Origin of the sequence: Aliivibrio sifiae, assembly GCF_002954705.1 — a bacterium.
In the GTDB taxonomy this organism is placed as follows: Bacteria; Pseudomonadota; Gammaproteobacteria; order Enterobacterales; family Vibrionaceae; genus Aliivibrio; species Aliivibrio sifiae_A.
Genome location: NZ_MSCO01000002.1, coordinates 1,279,165 through 1,296,747, shown reverse-complemented (window position 1 = coordinate 1,296,747; position 17,583 = coordinate 1,279,165). Strand labels below are relative to the sequence as shown.

17 protein-coding genes are annotated in these 17,583 nt (G+C 37.7%); 4 read left to right on the top strand and 13 right to left on the bottom strand.

From position 1 onward, the window contains the following. Position 1 precedes the first annotated feature (1 nt). Together BTO22_RS16725 and BTO22_RS16720 are read left to right on the top strand one after the other, a co-directional pair. Complete coding sequence (locus BTO22_RS16725) at positions 2 to 736, top strand: nucleoside/nucleotide kinase family protein (protein WP_060991966.1); 735 nt, start codon at positions 2 to 4, stop codon at positions 734 to 736. Between the two features lie 9 nt (positions 737 to 745). Then, positions 746 to 1,492, top strand: coding sequence for a phosphatase (locus BTO22_RS16720; protein ID WP_105056450.1), 747 nt, complete (start codon positions 746 to 748; stop codon positions 1,490 to 1,492). A 113-nt stretch (positions 1,493 to 1,605) separates the two neighbouring features. Here BTO22_RS16720 and BTO22_RS16715 read toward each other — a convergent pair whose 3' ends face one another. From BTO22_RS16715 to BTO22_RS16700, 4 genes are all read right to left on the bottom strand, one after another. Continuing rightward, the gene (locus BTO22_RS16715) at positions 1,606 to 2,814 is read right to left on the bottom strand and encodes an MFS transporter (protein WP_105056449.1); all 1,209 of its coding nucleotides are present in this window, start codon (positions 2,812 to 2,814) and stop codon (positions 1,606 to 1,608) included. A gap of 9 nt (positions 2,815 to 2,823) precedes the next feature. Then, on the bottom strand, positions 2,824 to 3,006 hold the full coding sequence (locus tag BTO22_RS16710; RefSeq protein WP_061029891.1) for a hypothetical protein: 183 nt from the start codon (positions 3,004 to 3,006) through the stop codon (positions 2,824 to 2,826). Between the two features lie 128 nt (positions 3,007 to 3,134). Next, positions 3,135 to 3,599, bottom strand: coding sequence for a hypothetical protein (locus BTO22_RS16705; RefSeq protein WP_061012176.1), 465 nt, complete (start codon positions 3,597 to 3,599; stop codon positions 3,135 to 3,137). Positions 3,600 to 3,949: 350 nt separating this feature from the next. Next, positions 3,950 to 4,486 (bottom strand): DUF924 family protein, encoded by a 537-nt coding sequence (locus tag BTO22_RS16700; RefSeq protein ID WP_105056448.1) that lies wholly within the window; start codon positions 4,484 to 4,486, stop codon positions 3,950 to 3,952. 205 nt (positions 4,487 to 4,691) lie between these two features. Here BTO22_RS16700 and BTO22_RS16695 point away from each other — a divergent pair, with 205 nt between their 5' ends. Next, complete coding sequence (locus tag BTO22_RS16695) at positions 4,692 to 5,225, top strand: heme NO-binding domain-containing protein (protein ID WP_105056447.1); 534 nt, start codon at positions 4,692 to 4,694, stop codon at positions 5,223 to 5,225. 19 nt (positions 5,226 to 5,244) lie between these two features. Continuing rightward, a complete protein-coding gene (locus BTO22_RS16690; RefSeq protein WP_105056446.1) occupies positions 5,245 to 7,002 on the top strand; it encodes an ATP-binding protein in 1,758 nt (585 codons plus the stop codon). A 47-nt stretch (positions 7,003 to 7,049) separates the two neighbouring features. Here BTO22_RS16690 and BTO22_RS16685 read toward each other — a convergent pair whose 3' ends face one another. The 9 genes from BTO22_RS16685 to BTO22_RS16645 all read right to left on the bottom strand — a co-directional run bounded on the left by BTO22_RS16685 (position 7,050) and on the right by BTO22_RS16645 (position 17,564). After that, positions 7,050 to 8,522 carry a peptide MFS transporter gene (locus BTO22_RS16685; RefSeq protein WP_105056445.1) on the bottom strand — a complete coding sequence of 491 codons (1,473 nt, stop codon included), beginning with the start codon at positions 8,520 to 8,522 and terminating at the stop codon, positions 7,050 to 7,052. A 265-nt stretch (positions 8,523 to 8,787) separates the two neighbouring features. Further along, complete coding sequence (locus tag BTO22_RS16680; RefSeq protein WP_105056444.1) at positions 8,788 to 9,708, bottom strand: M14 family metallopeptidase; 921 nt, start codon at positions 9,706 to 9,708, stop codon at positions 8,788 to 8,790. A 60-nt stretch (positions 9,709 to 9,768) separates the two neighbouring features. Beyond that, the gene (locus tag BTO22_RS16675) at positions 9,769 to 14,184 is read right to left on the bottom strand and encodes a DUF6701 domain-containing protein (protein ID WP_105056443.1); all 4,416 of its coding nucleotides are present in this window, start codon (positions 14,182 to 14,184) and stop codon (positions 9,769 to 9,771) included. Then, positions 14,174 to 14,605, bottom strand: coding sequence for an MSHA biogenesis protein MshP (locus BTO22_RS16670; protein WP_105056442.1), 432 nt, complete (start codon positions 14,603 to 14,605; stop codon positions 14,174 to 14,176). Before BTO22_RS16670 ends, BTO22_RS16675 begins: the two co-directional genes overlap by 11 nt. After that, entirely contained in the window at positions 14,577 to 15,374 is a 798-nt protein-coding gene (locus tag BTO22_RS16665; RefSeq protein ID WP_105056441.1) for a PilW family protein, read from the bottom strand. Before BTO22_RS16665 ends, BTO22_RS16670 begins: the two co-directional genes overlap by 29 nt. Beyond that, positions 15,374 to 15,937, bottom strand: a complete 564-nt coding sequence (locus BTO22_RS16660; RefSeq protein WP_105056440.1) for an MSHA biogenesis protein MshD — start codon at positions 15,935 to 15,937, stop codon at positions 15,374 to 15,376. Before BTO22_RS16660 ends, BTO22_RS16665 begins: the two co-directional genes overlap by 1 nt. Next, positions 15,927 to 16,454, bottom strand: a complete 528-nt coding sequence (locus tag BTO22_RS16655) for a pilus assembly FimT family protein (protein WP_105056439.1) — start codon at positions 16,452 to 16,454, stop codon at positions 15,927 to 15,929. The genes BTO22_RS16660 and BTO22_RS16655 overlap by 11 nt, the downstream gene beginning before the upstream one ends. Positions 16,455 to 16,792: 338 nt before the next feature. Then, positions 16,793 to 17,047 (bottom strand): type II secretion system protein, encoded by a 255-nt coding sequence (locus BTO22_RS16650; protein ID WP_181044677.1) that lies wholly within the window; start codon positions 17,045 to 17,047, stop codon positions 16,793 to 16,795. After that, complete coding sequence (locus BTO22_RS16645; protein ID WP_105056438.1) at positions 17,037 to 17,564, bottom strand: MSHA biogenesis protein MshC; 528 nt, start codon at positions 17,562 to 17,564, stop codon at positions 17,037 to 17,039. The genes BTO22_RS16650 and BTO22_RS16645 overlap by 11 nt, the downstream gene beginning before the upstream one ends. Between the last annotated feature and the right edge of the window lie 19 nt (positions 17,565 to 17,583).

The window sequence follows — 17,583 nt, the reverse complement described above, 5'->3', positions numbered from 1 at the left end:
AATGAAAGTGAACTTAAACGTGAGTGGTTTTGATACAGAAGCATTTTTTTCGAATAAAGACATAGCTAAAATTCATAAGCCCTTAGTTGAGAAATTTACTCGTTTATATCAAGAGCAAGAAGAGAGGGTGATAGTCTTCTTATGTGCGCCTCCCGGCAGTGGAAAGTCGACCTTAGCGGCATTTTGGGAATACTTATCTCAGCAGTCACCTCAATTAGAACCACTACAGGTCCTTCCTTTTGATGGATTTCATTACACTAATGAGATTTTAGAAAGTAATACCATTCAACGAAACAATGAAACAATATCACTTAGAAATATTAAAGGGGCTTCTGAAACATTTAATTTGACGGATCTCATCGATAAATTAAAGCAGCTCCAAACACGTTCGCCAAAGTGGCCATATTATGATCGTAATCTACATGATCCCGTTGATGATGCAATTCAAGTGGATAAGAATATTGTTGTTGTCGAGGGGAATTGGCTATTACTAAATGAACCTGTGTGGTGTGATTTATATAAACTTGCTGACTTTACTGTTTTTATTGATACCGATGCTGATTTTCTAAAAGAACGCTTAGTAAATAGAAAGGTGAGAGGTGGTGCATCAGAACAAGAAGCGGTTACTTTTTATGAAAATTCGGATGCCATTAATGTCAATAAGGTCTTAACCCAATCTGTTCGGGCTGATCTGAATTTATACATGAATAAGAATGGTTCGTTTGAGATTCAATAGGAGATTGTCATGAATATTGTTGTAGATACCCATACTCATACACTTGCCAGTGGTCATGCTTATAGTACGATTATTGAAAATGCACTTTCAGCACAGAATAAGGGGTTAAAATTTCTTTGTACAACAGATCATGCTCCTGAAATGCCAGGTGCCCCCCACTATTGGTATTTCAATAACCAAAGAATTTTACCCCGCTTTCTTCATAATGTAGGGATCCTACGTGGCGTAGAAGCGAATATATTAAATGTAAAAGGTGAGATTGATTTACCTGCATCTTCTGATCAACATTTAGATTGGGTCATCGCAAGTTTACATGAACCAGTATTTGCTCCAGCAAGTGAAGCGGAACATACAGCAGCTCTTATTAATGTGATTAAGAGTGGGCGTATTGATGTATTGGGTCATTCCGGAAACCCAAATTATCCGTTTGATATAGAGAGAGTACTGCAATGCGCTAAAGAATATAATGTTGCGGTAGAAGTTAATAATACATCGCTCACAGGAAAGAGCCGAAAAGGAAGTGATGTTCGCTGCGATAAAATAGTAGCAATAGGAAAAGAGGTAGGAGTGTACTTTACAACAGGATCTGATGCGCATTTTTGTGAAGAAATTGCACAGTTAGATTTGGCAGTTACATTACTAGCAAAGTATGGTGTTGAAGAGAATAAAATACTTACAACGTCGACTTCTCGTTTTCTTAATTTTTTATTATTAAGAGGAAAATCTGCAATTCCAGAGTTTGAAGATCTTTATTAACATTAGTTTTAGTAAGTAGAATTGTGACCTAATTATTGAGTTGATATCAAACCTTCAAATAACAAAAAAGCCGATACGCGTTATAATGTATCGGCTTTTTTTTTATTTGAAAGTTAGGCTGTTTGTAATTTCAGTCTTTGTATTGGCTTATCATTAATTGGTAAGTGAATTAACGCCGCACAGAAAGCAAGAACAACCGTAGACCACCAGATTGGTTCGTATGAGCCATAGTAATCGTAAATACGACCGCCAGCCCAAGCGCCTAAAAAGCTACCAACCTGATGAGTAAAGAACACTAAACCATACAGAGTTGATAGGTAACGAGCACCAAAGATCTGACGAACTAAGCCAGATGTTAATGGCACTGTACCTAACCAACAGAAGCCAATTGCGCCACCAAAGATAGCCGCTGTGTGTTCAGTAACTGGTAGCGTTACAAATGCACCAATCACAATAGTACGGACAAAATACAGAGCAGACATTACGTGTCGCTTGCTGTACTTATCGCCCATTACACCCCAGAAATAGGAACCAAAGATATTGAAAATACCTACATAAGCTAATGCCATTGCCGCACTTGAAGCGGGCAGATCCTTATCAGCTAAGTAACTAGGTAAATGCGTAGCAATGAACATCACATGAAAGCCACATACAAAGAATCCTGCGTGGATTAACCAGTAGCTTTTGTTAGTAAACGCTTCTTTTAACGCTTCGCTTAGTGTTTGAGTATCCTCTACAACTGATTGTTGAGAAGACGGTTTTGCTGTTTTCATAAACAGAGCAAAAGTAATAATAAGCGTACATAGCATGGCGAATATTTGTAATGCAAATTGCCAGTTAAAATCATGCATTAAGGTTTGAGTACCAGGAATAACAGCAAACATACCAAAAGAGCCCGCTGCGGTTGTTAAACCAAAAGCTTTTGCTGCGTGTTCAGCAGGAACGACTTTAGCGACAGCACCTAAAATAATCACATAACTTGTGGCACTTAAACCAAAGCCGACTAATGCGCCAAGAGATAAATATAACATGCTTGGTTCAGTCGCTATTGACGTAAGAACAAGCCCCAATGCATAAGCGACAGCACCTAACATGATAATGCGTTTAGAGCCCCACTTATCTGATGCCATACCAACAAAGGGTTGAAAAATGCCAAATAAAAGGTTTTGTAGTGCGATAGCAAAGCTAAAAAATTCACGACCTGTTTGGAAATGGTCTGAAATTGGCATCATGAAGATGCCGAATGATTGTCTGATCCCTAGACTGATAATTAAAATCCCGATCCCAAGCCATACTAGTGGTGGAAAGCGAAAAATACTCATAATGTGCTCTTAATGGTGGTGATGAGAGTGGTGGTGGTTATCGTCTTGACCTGTTTGCTGATGGCACCCACTATTTACTGCTTGTTGAGCTAATAAGTTCAGCAAAGCAGGTGAGTTATGAACGGCAATAAGGGATAAAACTAATAACACACTCATTCTGATCAATTGAGCGAAAATGGATTGTGAAAACATGCTGCGCTCTTAGGGTTAAAAATAAGAGCGCGAATAGTAGGGAAAGGGAGGCTATGAAGCAAATGACTATTTGTAACGATTACTATGATTTTTGTGCATAGATTCTATAGAAGCATTGTCTTATTTTATTAATCGATTATTTCACCAACAACAACGTCTTCTACTTTGCTGTTTAGAAATAAATTACGTTTAATAATAGGTTCTACCGCAGCTAATGATGCAGTTACACCAGGCCAACCATCGGTATGTGCCGCTAGCTCTACATAAGCTACGTTATCTCTTATTCTAAAGTGTGTTACTCGACCTGAGTTTTTATAATTTGAAATTAAAATATCTTTTGCGCTACGCTCAGCAAGTTCTTTAAATGAGGTTTTAGGTATGCATTCACTCACAAATTGAACTGAGTTTAATGGATTCTCGCCACCCTCTTGCGAGAAAGTCGCCATAGAATCTCTATAATCTAAAATATGCTTTGGTAATGAAAAAAGGAATTCATCCTTGTTGCATACAACGGTTTCAGATTCAATCTCCTGTTCTAATTGGCAACCATTAAGAAAAAGTAAAAATGGAATGAGAGACAGTAATGTTTTCATGAGTAGAGCTCGAATGATTTATTTATTCTATTAATAGTATTAAGTCTATAGGATTACATAAAAAAAAGTGCCTTTATTTTAATAAATATTCCAAATAAAAGAGAAACGAGACAATTATTACTTTGGTTTGTAGCTTATAGCTTCAAGTTTATTATGATATGAAGGTGTGAAAATATTTATATGTATAGATAAAAGGAAAAATATGAAGTTTATTTGGTTAAAAGTAGCCATTACAGTGTTGGTCTTTGCCGCATTATTTGGTGTCGTGTTTTATAAAGTACAAAGCGGAACTATGTAATTATGATGATTCTTTTAAAGAATCATCATCGTTGTTACCTTCTTGCGAGAGATTAGAAGCTGGAATTAGGTTGAGAGAGAAAGACTAACTCTTCAGCGGTATTCTCTCTGTCTAAAATAGCATTGCGGTGAGGGTAACGGCCAAAGCGATCGATAATTTCTTTATGTTTTAACTCAAATTCATAATTATTCTTGCTATCGAGTGAGTTAAAAAGAGTGACGGCTTCGATATGAATGATTTTTGACTCACTGTGCATGAAAGGCATATAGAGAAAACTGCGTTGTAAATCTGACAAATGCTCATCAATACCAAGAGATATTGCTTCCTGTGCAAGAGCTAATGCAAGAGGGTCTTGAGCAAAAGCATGGGGAGTATTGCGATAAACATTACGTGAGAATTGATCGAGTACGATAATTTCAGCTAATCGGCCTAATGGTTCTTTTCGCCATAAAAAAAGCTCACCTTGAGTCGCCTGTTTTAGTACAGGTAAGAATCGAGTTTTAATCATATTATCAACGATTTCATTACTAACAAACCAATCCTTTGGTTGCAATTCAGTAAACCAAAAATCAATAATTTCTTGATGCATGTATCCCTCTCTTTAGAATGATGCTTACTGCTTAAGTGCACTTTAAAATAGTATGTTGCTGGGTTTTTATAAAAAATACAGGTTTCATGTCTAGTAAATGACAAAAACAGAATAAATATCAGTATATCAATTACCTTCTATCGTTATTTTTACCTAAACTTGAAAAGTGGCATCATAAAAATACGAAGCGATAAAAGGACGTGATATGAAAGGGATTATTTTTTCAGAGTTTTTAGAGTTAGTTGAAGATACATTCGGGTTAGAAGTGTGCCAAGAAATGCTCGATCAAAATAATGATGAAGGGGCTTATACTTCTGTTGGAACTTACGATCATAAAGATCTAGTCAAATTAATTATTTCTTTGAGCAAACTGACAGGCATTAGTATTGAAGACTTACAAGAAGTCTATGGTAAATCTGTATTTTTAACCTTGTTTAATAGTATGCCGGGTTTACAAGGTAAGTCCTCTTCGACGTTTGATTTTATTCGACAAGTAGAAAACTATATTCATATAGAAGTGAAAAAGTTATATGCCGACGCAAATCCTCCTCAATTCATTTTTATTTCTAATACCGATTCAGAAATGGTAATGGATTACATCTCAGCACGATGCTTTTCTCATGTTTGTTTTGGCTTAATTCAAGGTTGCGCAGAACACTTCAATGAAAAAATAGATATTCAAATGGCGTCAGTCCAAGAAGATGGCTCTCAAGTTCGTTTTACCTTAAAAATGCAATGATTTGTGTGAAGAGGTGATTATGGATAACGATAAAATGGTCGAGCTATTAAATCGAAAAGTGCAACGAGAAAAAGCGGCTCGTAAGGCAGCAGAAATTCTTCTTGAACAAAAGAGTCGTGAGCTATTTACGGCTAAGCAATTAGTGGAAGAAACACTACTTATTGTTCAAGAAAAGGCCGAAAAAGACGTTGTGTTACTTCAATTTAAAGGATATCTGGATGCTATTTTATTAGATTATAATCAAGCTTTTTTACAAGAAGAACCATCAAGTATCCTCTTACAACGCTTGTTAGATGACCTAGTTAGTATTGATGGTATCGCAACATTACGTCTCACTATTTTTCCTGAATTCAATCTTCATAGGCACCTTCAGTCTGTATTAATTTCAGGAGACACTGTTCTATGTGACGATGAATTAGAGCACTCTAGCGCTGAGTTTAATTGGAGCTTGAGTGGCTCTCATATCATTGTTTACTTGCATCATAAAAATGAACGATGTGGTTCATTGCAATTTACGTTTAATAACCCACCAAGTAAGACGTGGCATCAAACGATTGAGAAACAATGTCGTTTATTTTCAGAGATGTTAAGTGCTGCATTTATACGTCAACAATTGCTTGAAAAAACAATGATAGAAAAACAAAGAGCTGAGAATTCAGAGCAATCAACCCGTGATTTTGTGGCCATGATAAACCATGAATTGCGGACACCATTAAATGGACTTTTAGGCTCTGCTGAGTTGATGGAAGACACGAAAATAACGAGTTATCAGAAAACGTTATTAACGACCATTCATCAATCAGGTGAAATGCTAAGGGTTATTATTAATGATTTACTTGATTTTAGTAAAATGAATGCAGGAATGCTGCAGTTAACGAGCATTCAATTTGAACCAGCGATATTGATTCAAACCATTAAACATATGTTTGCTCACCAGATAGAAGAGAAGAGACTGAGTTTTGTCGTTGACATTGAAAATACACTACCAACTGAATTGTGGGGTGATGTTGATCGAATTCAACAGATATTAGTAAATTTGATTGGTAACGCGATTAAATTTACTAAAGAAGGCGAGATTGTTTTTTCTATTTCTTGGAATGAGGGGGCGTTGCACTTTACTGTCTCTGATAGCGGGTGTGGTATACCTCTTGAAAAACAATCAACATTATTTGACCCATTCACTCAGGTTGATAATTCAAGCCAACGACAGTTTGAAGGTACTGGTTTGGGGCTTTCTATTTGTAAATCACTCGTTGATAAAATGGAAGGTGAGTTAACGTTAAAAAGTGAATTAGGTAAAGGCGCGGTATTTACGGCTATTATCCCACTAATTGTCGCTTCTAAAAAAACAGTGAAGTCTAAAGAATGTATTGATTGCTCTCATTCTATTGGAGGGCTTTCAGTCTTGGCTGTTGAAGATATTAAAATGAACCAAGTCATTTTGAATATGATGCTTGCTAAAGTAAATATACAGCCAGATTTTGCGAACGATGGTCAAGAAGCCTTGGCATTTTTAGAGCAGAAAGAGGTTGATGTTATTTTAATGGATTGTCGAATGCCGATAATGGATGGCTTTGAAACGACAAAAAGGTTGAGAGAGCAAGGGTACAGTAAACCGATAATCGCCTTGACCGCGGGAACAACATCAACAGAAGTAGATAGCTGTATGAATGCCGGAATGGATGATATTTTGCATAAACCATATAAGGCCAAAGAGTTAGAAAAAATGCTAATGAAATGGAGCTGTTCTTCTTTTTCGGGTAACGATAGATTATAAAAAAGCCTAACACTCATAATGAGGGTTGGGCTTTTTTTAATTAAGTATTATGCTTTTGATTCAGATAACGCAATTTCTGCTTGTTTACTGCTTTCAAGCATTTTACGAATAATAAACGAAGCAACAAATGCAACTACAACCATCACAACTGCAAGCACGGTTAATAGTTGGAAGTAATTTCCATAAATCGTTTGTACAAATTCTTGAGTGATTACGTGGCCTTTTTCTTGAGCTATAGAGGTTGAGAATACCGCACCTATAATGCCACTTAATGCCATTGCTACTGAGAATAGACTTACTGAAAATCCTTCAATGTGTTTGGGCGCCACAGACAAAATAAATGCAACGACTAAACTACCTACAATAACTTCAGCAAACGCTTGGAAGAAGTGAATAAGTAAGAATACTTCAGGACGAATAACGGCATCTTCACCAACACTCATCACCGCCATGGTTAAAATACCAAATGCAATTGCCGTTAATATGAATGCAAAGCCAATTTTCGTTGCGGTTGAAAGATGAATATCACGCTTTTCAAGTGCAGAGAAAATCATCGCGATTACAGGACCAGCAACGATACACCATAATGGATTCATGGCCATTGATGCTTCAGGTGCGATAGGGATAAGGTCGAATAGATCACCACGCATAGTATTGATGGTTACCATTGTCATTGATGTCATCATCTGACCGTAGTAAACAAAGAATGCTGTCGTTAAGACTGTCATAATAAGGATGGTTCCCATTTTTAATGCATCTGGTTTTTCAGATTTAAGCATTAAGAAAATGAAATAACCAATCGCTGCTAAACCAATGGCGTAAACGATATTTTGGCCAATATCCATATTTGAGAACATGAAGAATACAAGTGCAATCATTGCTGCAGAAGTAATTAAAAATGAAATCCAGTTTTTAGAACTTACCGGTTTTTGGTCAATATCTGCGCCTACGGTTAATAGTGATTTACGGAAAAAAACTAAAGTAGCTAAAGCGAAGAATGCCAAAATAGCAGATAATAAGAAGCTTCCGTGAAAACTTATAACAAGAACAAACATTGGGAATAGGTATTGGCCTAATAGAGCACCAACGTTATTAACTGAGTAGTTAACAGGGTAGCAGTTCTCAAAGTGCTCTTGAGTATCAAAGGTGCGTTTATAAAGGCTAGGGTAAGAAGGCGACATTAAACCACGAGCATAACTTGCCAGTGCGATACCACACAGTGCCATGGGAACATTCGTAGTGTACGAGCCCAAAACTAATAAAGCATAACCCGTAGAAAAGCCAAGATAACTGATCGTTAGTGAACGATAAGCTCCTAAGAATTTATCAGCAATGAAGCCACCAGCAATAGCAAATAAAGGCCCTATTGATGAGAAAGCACCTACCACCATCATGGTGTCAGCTTCGCTGTAGTTCAGTTCTTCAAGGAAAAATCGAGTTAATATAACCATTACGCCATAGAATGATAAGCCAAACATCATTTGGCAAAACATCATGGACTTATTTAGTTTGTTCCACATAAGGATTCTCTTTTAAGTAATTACTCTAAATATTTTACCATCAAAAGAATGTAACAAAGTACGTTATTCTTAAAGTTTCATTGTGTAAATAGTGTAAGTAAGAGGGTTTTTTTAGGGTTTTATTTTATTAAATAGTGATAACTATTTATATTATGTCGCTATCGGTGGATAAATGATCAATAGTTAAATGGGGAATAGATGAATCATTCAAAATTTGGATTTATTGAGTGAGTTCATCTATTTTCTAAATACGAGAACGTAATCGTTAACGTTGAGCTAGCAGGTACTCTAATGCGCCAACAATGGCCGCAACTTGGGCATCATTACACTCTTGTGCGGTGACTTTATCACTATCAGGGTACACTTCAGTTGTCGATACAAAATCAGCATCGGTTAGACCTGCACACAAACCCAACTTCTTAGTTGGGTATTCAATAACGCCTTCTTGTACTACATCTGAGCCAATAATTTGGTTATTTTCATCAGGTGGGGCAATGTGCGTAACAGTACGAACTGAATCAATAATTGCTGTTTGGAATGCTGTTGCTGGTTTTTCTGTATCGCCTACAGTATAGAAGCCATCAGGGATATAGCCTTCGATGTATTCTAATCCATCGCGTGCGGCTAATGCAGGGCGAAATTCAGTTTCATCGCTGTCAGTCGTTTCATGCAGATCAATATGCGCAAAGATAGGCGTTTCAAGTGACGCAACTAATGCCATTAATCCTGACGACTCTTCAGCAGGGCTATCTGCATAAAATGAACGGTTTGGGTCTGTCGCTGTTGGGTTCCAACGGTTAATTACTTCGTAACCCCATGGGCTAACGCAAGGTGCAACGACAATATTAAACCATTGGCTATAGTGCTCAGCTTTAGTGTCTACAAATTGAAGTGCACCATGAACGCCTGAAGTTTCATAACCATGAACACCACCACTAATCAATAGCGTAGGTTTTGCATTATCCCATTGGCGAGTTTTAATGCACAGCAGTGGAAAGCGTGTTTCGTCATATGATAGCGCACCATATTGCGAGATATTGAAGCGATCAGAAAACGCATGAATTTTGGTTGCTACTTCTTCCTGATATGAACGTTTTACTGTCATGCTTGCAAGCCAAGCTGCTTTTTCTGCTTCGCCCCAAGCTTTACCTGGAGTACCAATTGGGTAGGTATAATCGTTTTTCATGGAATTTCCTTTATTCTTATTTGGCTTTGATGCCGTAGAGCATACTAAGACATAGTAGCACTAATTTAGTTGTTCGCGGCTCCATATAATACGATCGCTGCCTCTATAAATTCCAAAATGAATCATGGCCTGAATTGAATCTTCAAATGAATCATCGCGATCTGCATCTTGCTGTAGCCAAGGTAATTTAAGTAAAGAAAGAGTAGGAATTACTTTCCCTTTGTTTCCATTCCCCGGAGCGCTAAATTCCATGCTTGTTAAGCCATTATCAACATCAGTGCCTGTTAAATTTGCAGATGTGGTTCCTTTTCCTACTGGTAATGCAGCAGGATCATTTCCTACATCAAAGGTGAAGTAATTCGGTTTTAGAACCGTGCAATTGTCGCTATTCTTTTCAAAACGTCCTGCAATGTATGATTCTGTTGTTATTTTTGATTCTAAAGATGAAAGTTCAGAACCATAAGAATCAGCCATAGTAATACGTCCCCATTCTTGGCGATGCGTCGATGTGGCAGGGAAATGATAGTTAAGACACGTGCCTGATGAGTTTACTTTATAACAAATGCCATCAGCATCTTTTAAATCATCAGCCGTTAAGGTTAGTGTAATGGCATCATTAGTTGGCGCATGAGGAGCAAAAGGTTTCTTATAGCGTAATTCGGCATCTTGCAGTTGAACTTGATTTTTGTTCGTTAGTTTCACTACATTGCCCGGTTTAGCAAATCCACTACGACGGTTAAGAATAGATAGACTGTCCGTATCGATAACTTCAATTCCAGAAGGCGCTGCGGCGTACGTTCTAAAATCCCATTCATTGCGGTATAGCCACCAATCACCAATGTTGTAATTTTGAAGCTGTCCACCAGTTTGAGAAAGCGGTGTTATTTCAAGCGTGGGAAGATCATCAAATTCAAAGGTTTGCCCCATGTAAGTATAAGAGCCACAGGCATCGGTAATGCTTGGTTGTTCAGCTGACATTGCAAAATAAGCAGGCGTAAAACGGCCAATACTGCCTGTTGATGCTGATTGAATTTGATAAGCGGTACTGCCAAGATAATTATCTGGCGGTGTTATTGATATATCAAAAACGCCTACTTCACTGATGCTTTGTGTAATGCGATAAGTACCATCTTGTGATGCGGTGTGGTTGTATTCATTGACTAATAAATTACCAGCATTACCACCTGATGACGCAATAGGTGCGATCAATTGGTGATCAAGTAACAGCATGTTTTGTGCATAGTTAGGCGTTGTTGGGTTGTTTGCAATATAGATATCACTATCGCTTACCCATGCGTGCGCTTTTACATATAAATTAAATTCTTCTCCTGCATGAGCGAATATGGTGCAAGTTGGATCTTCTGAAGGGCAGCGACTATTCGCCGTTGAATTATTACTGTCAGCCACAAATGCACTCAATCCAAGAGGGAAGCTTACAAAAGTATCACTGCCTCTAATGATTTGTTGCTGAGGTAGAGTGTGTTTTACATTTAATTGTAATTGACCTGCATCAGAGTAATTTAGAGGGAGTTTCGCTTCGTTATTTACAAAATTTAAAGAGACTGACGTTGCTGAGGACTCTGTTTTTCCTATCGTTTTCCATCCATTATTTTCAACAATCGAAACCGTTGGAGAACCAATAATGTTCGCTGTATTTGGATTAATATAGTCAGACCATAGCTGAATTTGTTTGGTGCCAGTAAAGGTGTTCCCACATCCTTTTATGGTTGCATAGACTGGCTTATTCGCTAACTTATCAGGGACAATCACCGTTAATCCTTCAGGTTTGAATGTTAAAGAACAGTTGTTCTTACTCAGTGATTGGCCGTTAATGCTACATAAGGTATCACTAAATGGTTTGGTTGATGGTTCAGAACTCACGACCCCTAAGGTTACGTTACCTTGTGTTGGTTTCCCGATAGATAAATTAGCTACGCCATTACGCATGGTAATATGATTGCCATTTAACCAATAACCGTCACCCCCTAAGTTTGAGGTGCTTAAAGTGACATCGACATCATCTGTAAATAAGGTAGAGCAAGATTCGTCCACACAAGCTCGCAAAGTCACATCAGAGACATCACAAGTAGAGCCTTCACCTGAATGATCAAATTCAAAGTGATCTATTTGTTCTCCAATTGGTTTTGAGTACAAAACACACACTTTGAAGTTGTCGATTTCATGAGTGTTATACAGTTGCCCCGTTGATCCTGTTAACGACATAATGAAATTATCAGGGACTGCTGCTTGATTGTATTGAGGAGCAAGCACGTTGATAGGACCAATAATTGTGCCAAAACGAGGGCTGTCCCCTTTCCATTGGACACTGCGTTCAACGGTAACATTTGCAGTATTATTACTTCTTGAATCGATAGTAATGCGGTAGCGATGTGTTTTGCTATTGCCGTTATTATTATCAATGTCAGGGGTTACTTTATTACCGATAATGTAGTTATAACCGGAATAATTTTGTCCTGAACCACGTAATACAACAGATTGATCTGTGGAATAAGATGAATGATTTGTTGAACCACCTTCTTTAGAGTAATTACCATATTCATCAAGACCAATACCAAGCCAGCCGCCAGTAAAGCCAGGTTTTACTGCTTCTGAGTTATTTTTAAATCCATAACCTAAAGGTCCACCAAAAGCACCAGCTTGAGGGGTGATATTTGCATCAGAAAATACAATAGCAAGGCCATCGGCACCATTACCGCCATACGCCATATAATCAAATTCAACCTCAATCTTGTTACCAAGAGCAGGGTAAAGATATTGATAAGATGATGCTGTTGATTGCGCTCTTGTTGCTTGTGTTAGCTGTAATCGTCCATTAATAATTCTTGGGATAAAACGACCACTACTTGCGCTAGTCACCCAATTACTGCTGAGATTAGTGTTGTTAAAATCATCTTCGTAACAGGTTGGTAGAACGTTATCTGGGCACGGGTGTCGGAGTTCATATAATTCATGAATTTGTGTGTCATTTAGCGCTTGATCGAAAATCTTTACTTCATCGATTAAGCCATCAAAGGTACGAGATAAATCATAGTCATTTGCCACTTGCACTGGTTGAGTGTTTTCTTTTAGATGTCGTAATGGTTGTACATCTTCAACAATAGATTTTACTTCTTGGCCGTTAATGAATATTGACGCTTTGTTTCTATCGTGTGCGTTATAGCGAATAATGACATGAGACCAGTTATTTACAGGAATGCTTTGAGAAGTAGTCAGGTTCATTGGGTAATTGGTATTTTTTAGTTCCCAATACCAGTTTATTTGACCACGAGAATTTAAGTGAAATTCATAGTTACCGTTTTTAGAAATAATAGTAGAAAGTCTACCATTATGAGGGTAAGAGCGAGGATTGACCCATGCACTGACAGTGATCTCATCTTCATTTGATAATTTACTATTATGAGGCACTTCAATGTATTGCGCTTGAGAGTGGTTGAAATTTCCATAACCACAGGTTCCCATCTTATTGATATCAATAGGTAACGCAGGATTGTCTTTTCTTGGTTGAGGTGAGTTTTTGGTAGTGCCGTTAAAGCCATTTCCTGAGCTATCAAGTACTTCACCATATGAACCATCCCATGAATCTTCATCTAAGCGAAGCGATAATACAGGGAAGGCTGGTGGTTCAGGAGGTGTTACTTCATCATTGATACGGCTATCGCCTTCCATGAACAATTTTTTGCTCGATATTCGGCCCTTGATATAACTATCATTATTTAATGAAAGACGATTATTCGCGTATACGTCTCCCTCTAAAGAGGAATTATTGTTTAACTGTATATCATTAAACCCAATAACAGTGAGAGAGGCATTATTTTCAAGAGTGATTTTGGTATCGTTATTTAAAAGCAAATCATAATAAACAAATAAGCGAACATCACCAGAAATATAGATATTAGCATTGCCGCTTGTTGATATTTGCTTAATCCAATAATCTCCTGAAGTCAGAGTAAGCTTTGCTTTATCTTCGAGATCTAAACTTGCAATATGGATTAATTTACCCGTGTTACTAAGACTAACCTGACAAGTATCTCGGATCTCTATCCGATTATATTTCTTTGCTTTAAATGCTTTGCTTCCTGTATTACAAACTTTGTTTCTGGTGGTTTGCTCTATTTGGAAGTGCCCTAGCGATAGAGAAGGTGCAACATTGCCTGTGATCTCACATGATTGATAACCACCACGCCCATCATCACAGCTATTACTTGGTAATCCTGCGCCTTTGTTACTGGAGCAATAATTTAAAGAGGCACCTTGAGTTTCATTAATTTTAGCTGAGTTATTGAGCTCTAATTGCGCGTATGGGCAGTTTTCATTATAACTTTTATGCCCTTGGGCAACGCCAGGGAAGTAAGTATCGCGGTCAATATTTTGAAAAGCGTGCGCAGTTGAAGAGAGAGAAAATACGCTAAAAAAAACCGATAAAATGCCGATTTTAGAAGATAAATTAACTTGCATCACGAATACCTACTTCAATAATACGTTGTAAGGAGGTGGAGCCAAATTTGCATTGAGCTGTACTGACTAATTGGTGGACAACTATTCCGGAGTCTAATTTGCCATTAGTTGAGCAGGTGACACTAGCAATACATTGAGATAAACCATCACCTTCAAAGGTATAAATAACGGCAGTGTTTTTTGCAACGAAACAACTGCCCGCGTTTGACATATAAAAAGCACTAATATCAAGTTGTATTCCTGATTGAGCAGCCATGTTGGTGCGAGTTCCCATTACCGCAGTGACAGTATGAGTATTCACCTTTTGTTGGTTTCTCATCATCATTAAGGCAAGAAAAGCCACAACAACAAGAATAAATACGGTAAGAATTAAGGCTGAGCCCTGAGAGCGACTAGGGCGTGTTGAAGATAAGAACATCATGATCCAATCTTACCTCTTCATTATTATCGCTAAAAATAAATAGCATCTTAACTAAACCGTTACGAACCAAAGATGGGTGTTCAATTTGGAAGGATGCATTTTTGATATTACCAGACATGAGTTGACGTTTTCCGTTAGATAATCCTGCTGGGGATAATTCACTACGTGATAGTGGGTAATCGGAGTATCGGAATAATTGAGCTCCTTCTAAGCAATAAGCAAGTGGTTCTCTGTATATATATAAACGGTGGGCAGGTGAACTGACCTCAAAACTCGTTGCTTGAGTTAGAGTCACATCGATCATTGTTGCATCCTCACCTGCGGTAAAAAGCACATCTTGTTTAACTTGAGCTGTTCGTCCAAGACCATTTGTTGGAAGCGCAGATAATAAGTTTGTTGCAGATGTTGGCATAACAACAAGTCGATCTCCCGATTTTACCTCTCTTTCTGGTAAGATTCGAAGGGTAGAGGAACTCATCGGTTTTATTGGTAGAGTTTCATAGACTGCTGTGTTGACGATAGGCAACCATTCGATACAGGTTCCAGTTGAGTTAACTTGCAAACTATTTGGAATAGCATCACGGATCTCTTTATGCATACGCTCTGTGACAAAACGGCCCTGAAGAATCAGTTCTTCTCTGTCTGTAGTATCGGCATATATTGTCATACTGTGTTGGATTATGGCACTAAGAGATAGACCAATGATGGCAAGTACTACAATTGAAATAGTCATTTCAATAAGTGTGAATCCACTATTAGGTAAGTGCATTAAAAATTCCCTCTAATAACTGAGAATACATAATGTTGTCTACTTGGGTCAGTTACATCGACAACAATACGTTTATTGTTGCCTGAAATAACATCTGGAACGCCATCAAGTTTTCGATTGATATTGGCATCATAGAAAACGTGAATAGAAATAGAAAAATTTGGGTAAACCAGAGCTAAATCATCACCTAATACATCTTTAACGCTGCCTGATAATCCATTAAAATCATCGATATCGTTAAATAAAGTGCGATCGGGAATACCATTGATAACCTCGGTAGTATCGGGGCCTAGTTGGTCGGGAGCTGTGCAAGTTTTACCTAATGAACTATTACATTCTGGTACCCCACCATTTGGGCCGCTATTTTCATCGTATTTACGCCCGATGATTTCATCCATTACCGCAGCGCCTAGCTCTGCTGCCTTAGTTGAATGGATGAGTTGAGCATTGTTTTGAGCGCGCGGAAACAACAATACGGTCAATGTTATTAAGGCAAAGCTAATAAGAATAATCGATAGAACAATAGAGATTAAACTAAAGCCTGTTTGTTGATTAGCACGCATGAATATAGCCTTCTGTCTCAATACATATTTTTTGTGTTGATGTGCCGTAAATCATTATTTCACAGCGTGTGTTTGCACATTGTTTAACTCTTCCGATTGAATCGAAATCTAATGCATAAGGTGTGGTTGGAGCGATTAAATTTGAATTAACCTTCAATGCAAAAACAGCATTATATTTTGCTAGTGAAGCAACGTAAGTGACGTCTTGATTTTCAAGGTATTCGTTACTTTTTTGAGTATTAGGGAATGCCGTTGAGCACGTATCTGGTTTCAGCTTTAGGCTGACTTGCTGTGCTCTATGCTCATCAATTAACCAGCGATTACAAAATCCATTTCTATTCATGGCTCGAATTTGTGTTAAGCGTAGTGAATGCAGTAACTCTGTTTTTAATGTTTGCGTCGATACGCTACTAATTCCGGAGAAATAGCTATTAGCACTGAGAGATACGATTGAGATTAAAACGATGACCGCAATAAGCTCAATTAAGGTGAATCCATGTGTATGATTACGATGCATTTTTTTCGTTACAAAATATTAACCGTATGAAAGTTTGACAGTCTACGGATAAAAGTTCTTAAGAGAAGTAAAATAAGCATAAATTTAGTGAGTACTTTCCTGTTTTTGTGTATATCCATTGTGAAATACTTTATTGCTTACTTTTCACTGTCAGTCAATAAATATTTTTAATAACTTCTTATGGGATTTCGGTTTGGTCTGCTTTAGTCGCTAGGTTATTGAGCGATGGCATCAAAGGTGACGGGATTCTCTTTAGTAACTTATTTGTTTATATATAAAAAAGGTTCATCGCGGCTTTCCCCGGAAAGCCGCGATGAACCTAATTTTTTTGGAGCTGTTCAAGGGAATGAGCGTGGGCGATTACATTCAGGAAGCCCTCCATTAGGACCACTATTTTCATCATATGAACGCCCTGTAATTTCATCCATTATTGCGGCACCTAACTCAGCAGCTTTGGCTGATTGTATTATTTGAGCGCTATCTTGAATTCGTGGAAAAAGCAGTATGCTTAATGTCATTAATGCAAAACTCATTACAACAATGGAAAGAATGATGGAAATTAAACTAAAGCCAGTTTTAGCATTAGCACGCATGAATATATCCTTCCATTTCGATACATATCTTTTGAGTTGAAGCGCCGTTAATTACTATTTCACAGTCACTATTTCGGCATTGTTTTACTCTTCCCATTGGGTCAAAATCTAAAGCGTATGGAGAGTTCAATGTGATAGGTGTTGAGCCGAGCTGTAAAGAGAAATAGACATCATATTTGGCAAGTGATGCCACATAGCTGATGTCTTGGTTTTCGAGATAATCATTATCTGTTTGGTTGTTAGGAAAAGAATTTGCGCAATTATTTATACGCTGCTCCAAACTAACTTGTTGAGCTCTAGATTCATCGGTTAACCAACGATTGCAATAACCACTGCGGTTCATCGATCTAATTTGAGGTAAACGCAAAGAGTGAAGTAATTCTGTCTGTAAGGTTTGGGCTGACACACTGCTTATTCCGGAGAAATAGCTGTTAGCACTAAGCGATATAATTGAGATTAAAACGATCACCGAGATCAACTTAATTAATGTGAATCCATAGGTATGAGTTCGAGTCATTTTTTTTCATTATAAAAAT

Coding starts and splice junctions, on each gene's coding strand:
- BTO22_RS16670 (WP_105056442.1), bottom strand. CDS start 14,605: ATGATGTTCTTATCTTCAACACGCCCTAGTCGCTCTCAGGGCTCAGCC.
- BTO22_RS16700 (WP_105056448.1), bottom strand. CDS start 4,486: ATGCATCAAGAAATTATTGATTTTTGGTTTACTGAATTGCAACCAAAG.
- BTO22_RS16645 (WP_105056438.1), bottom strand. CDS start 17,564: ATGACTCGAACTCATACCTATGGATTCACATTAATTAAGTTGATCTCG.
- BTO22_RS16665 (WP_105056441.1), bottom strand. CDS start 15,374: ATGCACTTACCTAATAGTGGATTCACACTTATTGAAATGACTATTTCA.
- BTO22_RS16690 (WP_105056446.1), top strand. CDS start 5,245: ATGGATAACGATAAAATGGTCGAGCTATTAAATCGAAAAGTGCAACGA.
- BTO22_RS16675 (WP_105056443.1), bottom strand. CDS start 14,184: ATGCAAGTTAATTTATCTTCTAAAATCGGCATTTTATCGGTTTTTTTT.
- BTO22_RS16710 (WP_061029891.1), bottom strand. CDS start 3,006: ATGTTTTCACAATCCATTTTCGCTCAATTGATCAGAATGAGTGTGTTA.
- BTO22_RS16705 (WP_061012176.1), bottom strand. CDS start 3,599: ATGAAAACATTACTGTCTCTCATTCCATTTTTACTTTTTCTTAATGGT.
- BTO22_RS16720 (WP_105056450.1), top strand. CDS start 746: ATGAATATTGTTGTAGATACCCATACTCATACACTTGCCAGTGGTCAT.
- BTO22_RS16650 (WP_181044677.1), bottom strand. CDS start 17,047: ATGCGTGCTAATGCTAAAACTGGCTTTAGTTTAATTTCCATCATTCTT.
- BTO22_RS16725 (WP_060991966.1), top strand. CDS start 2: ATGAAAGTGAACTTAAACGTGAGTGGTTTTGATACAGAAGCATTTTTT.
- BTO22_RS16695 (WP_105056447.1), top strand. CDS start 4,692: ATGAAAGGGATTATTTTTTCAGAGTTTTTAGAGTTAGTTGAAGATACA.
- BTO22_RS16680 (WP_105056444.1), bottom strand. CDS start 9,708: ATGAAAAACGATTATACCTACCCAATTGGTACTCCAGGTAAAGCTTGG.
- BTO22_RS16685 (WP_105056445.1), bottom strand. CDS start 8,522: ATGTGGAACAAACTAAATAAGTCCATGATGTTTTGCCAAATGATGTTT.
- BTO22_RS16660 (WP_105056440.1), bottom strand. CDS start 15,937: ATGCGTGCTAATCAACAAACAGGCTTTAGTTTAATCTCTATTGTTCTA.
- BTO22_RS16655 (WP_105056439.1), bottom strand. CDS start 16,454: ATGCATCGTAATCATACACATGGATTCACCTTAATTGAGCTTATTGCG.
- BTO22_RS16715 (WP_105056449.1), bottom strand. CDS start 2,814: ATGAGTATTTTTCGCTTTCCACCACTAGTATGGCTTGGGATCGGGATT.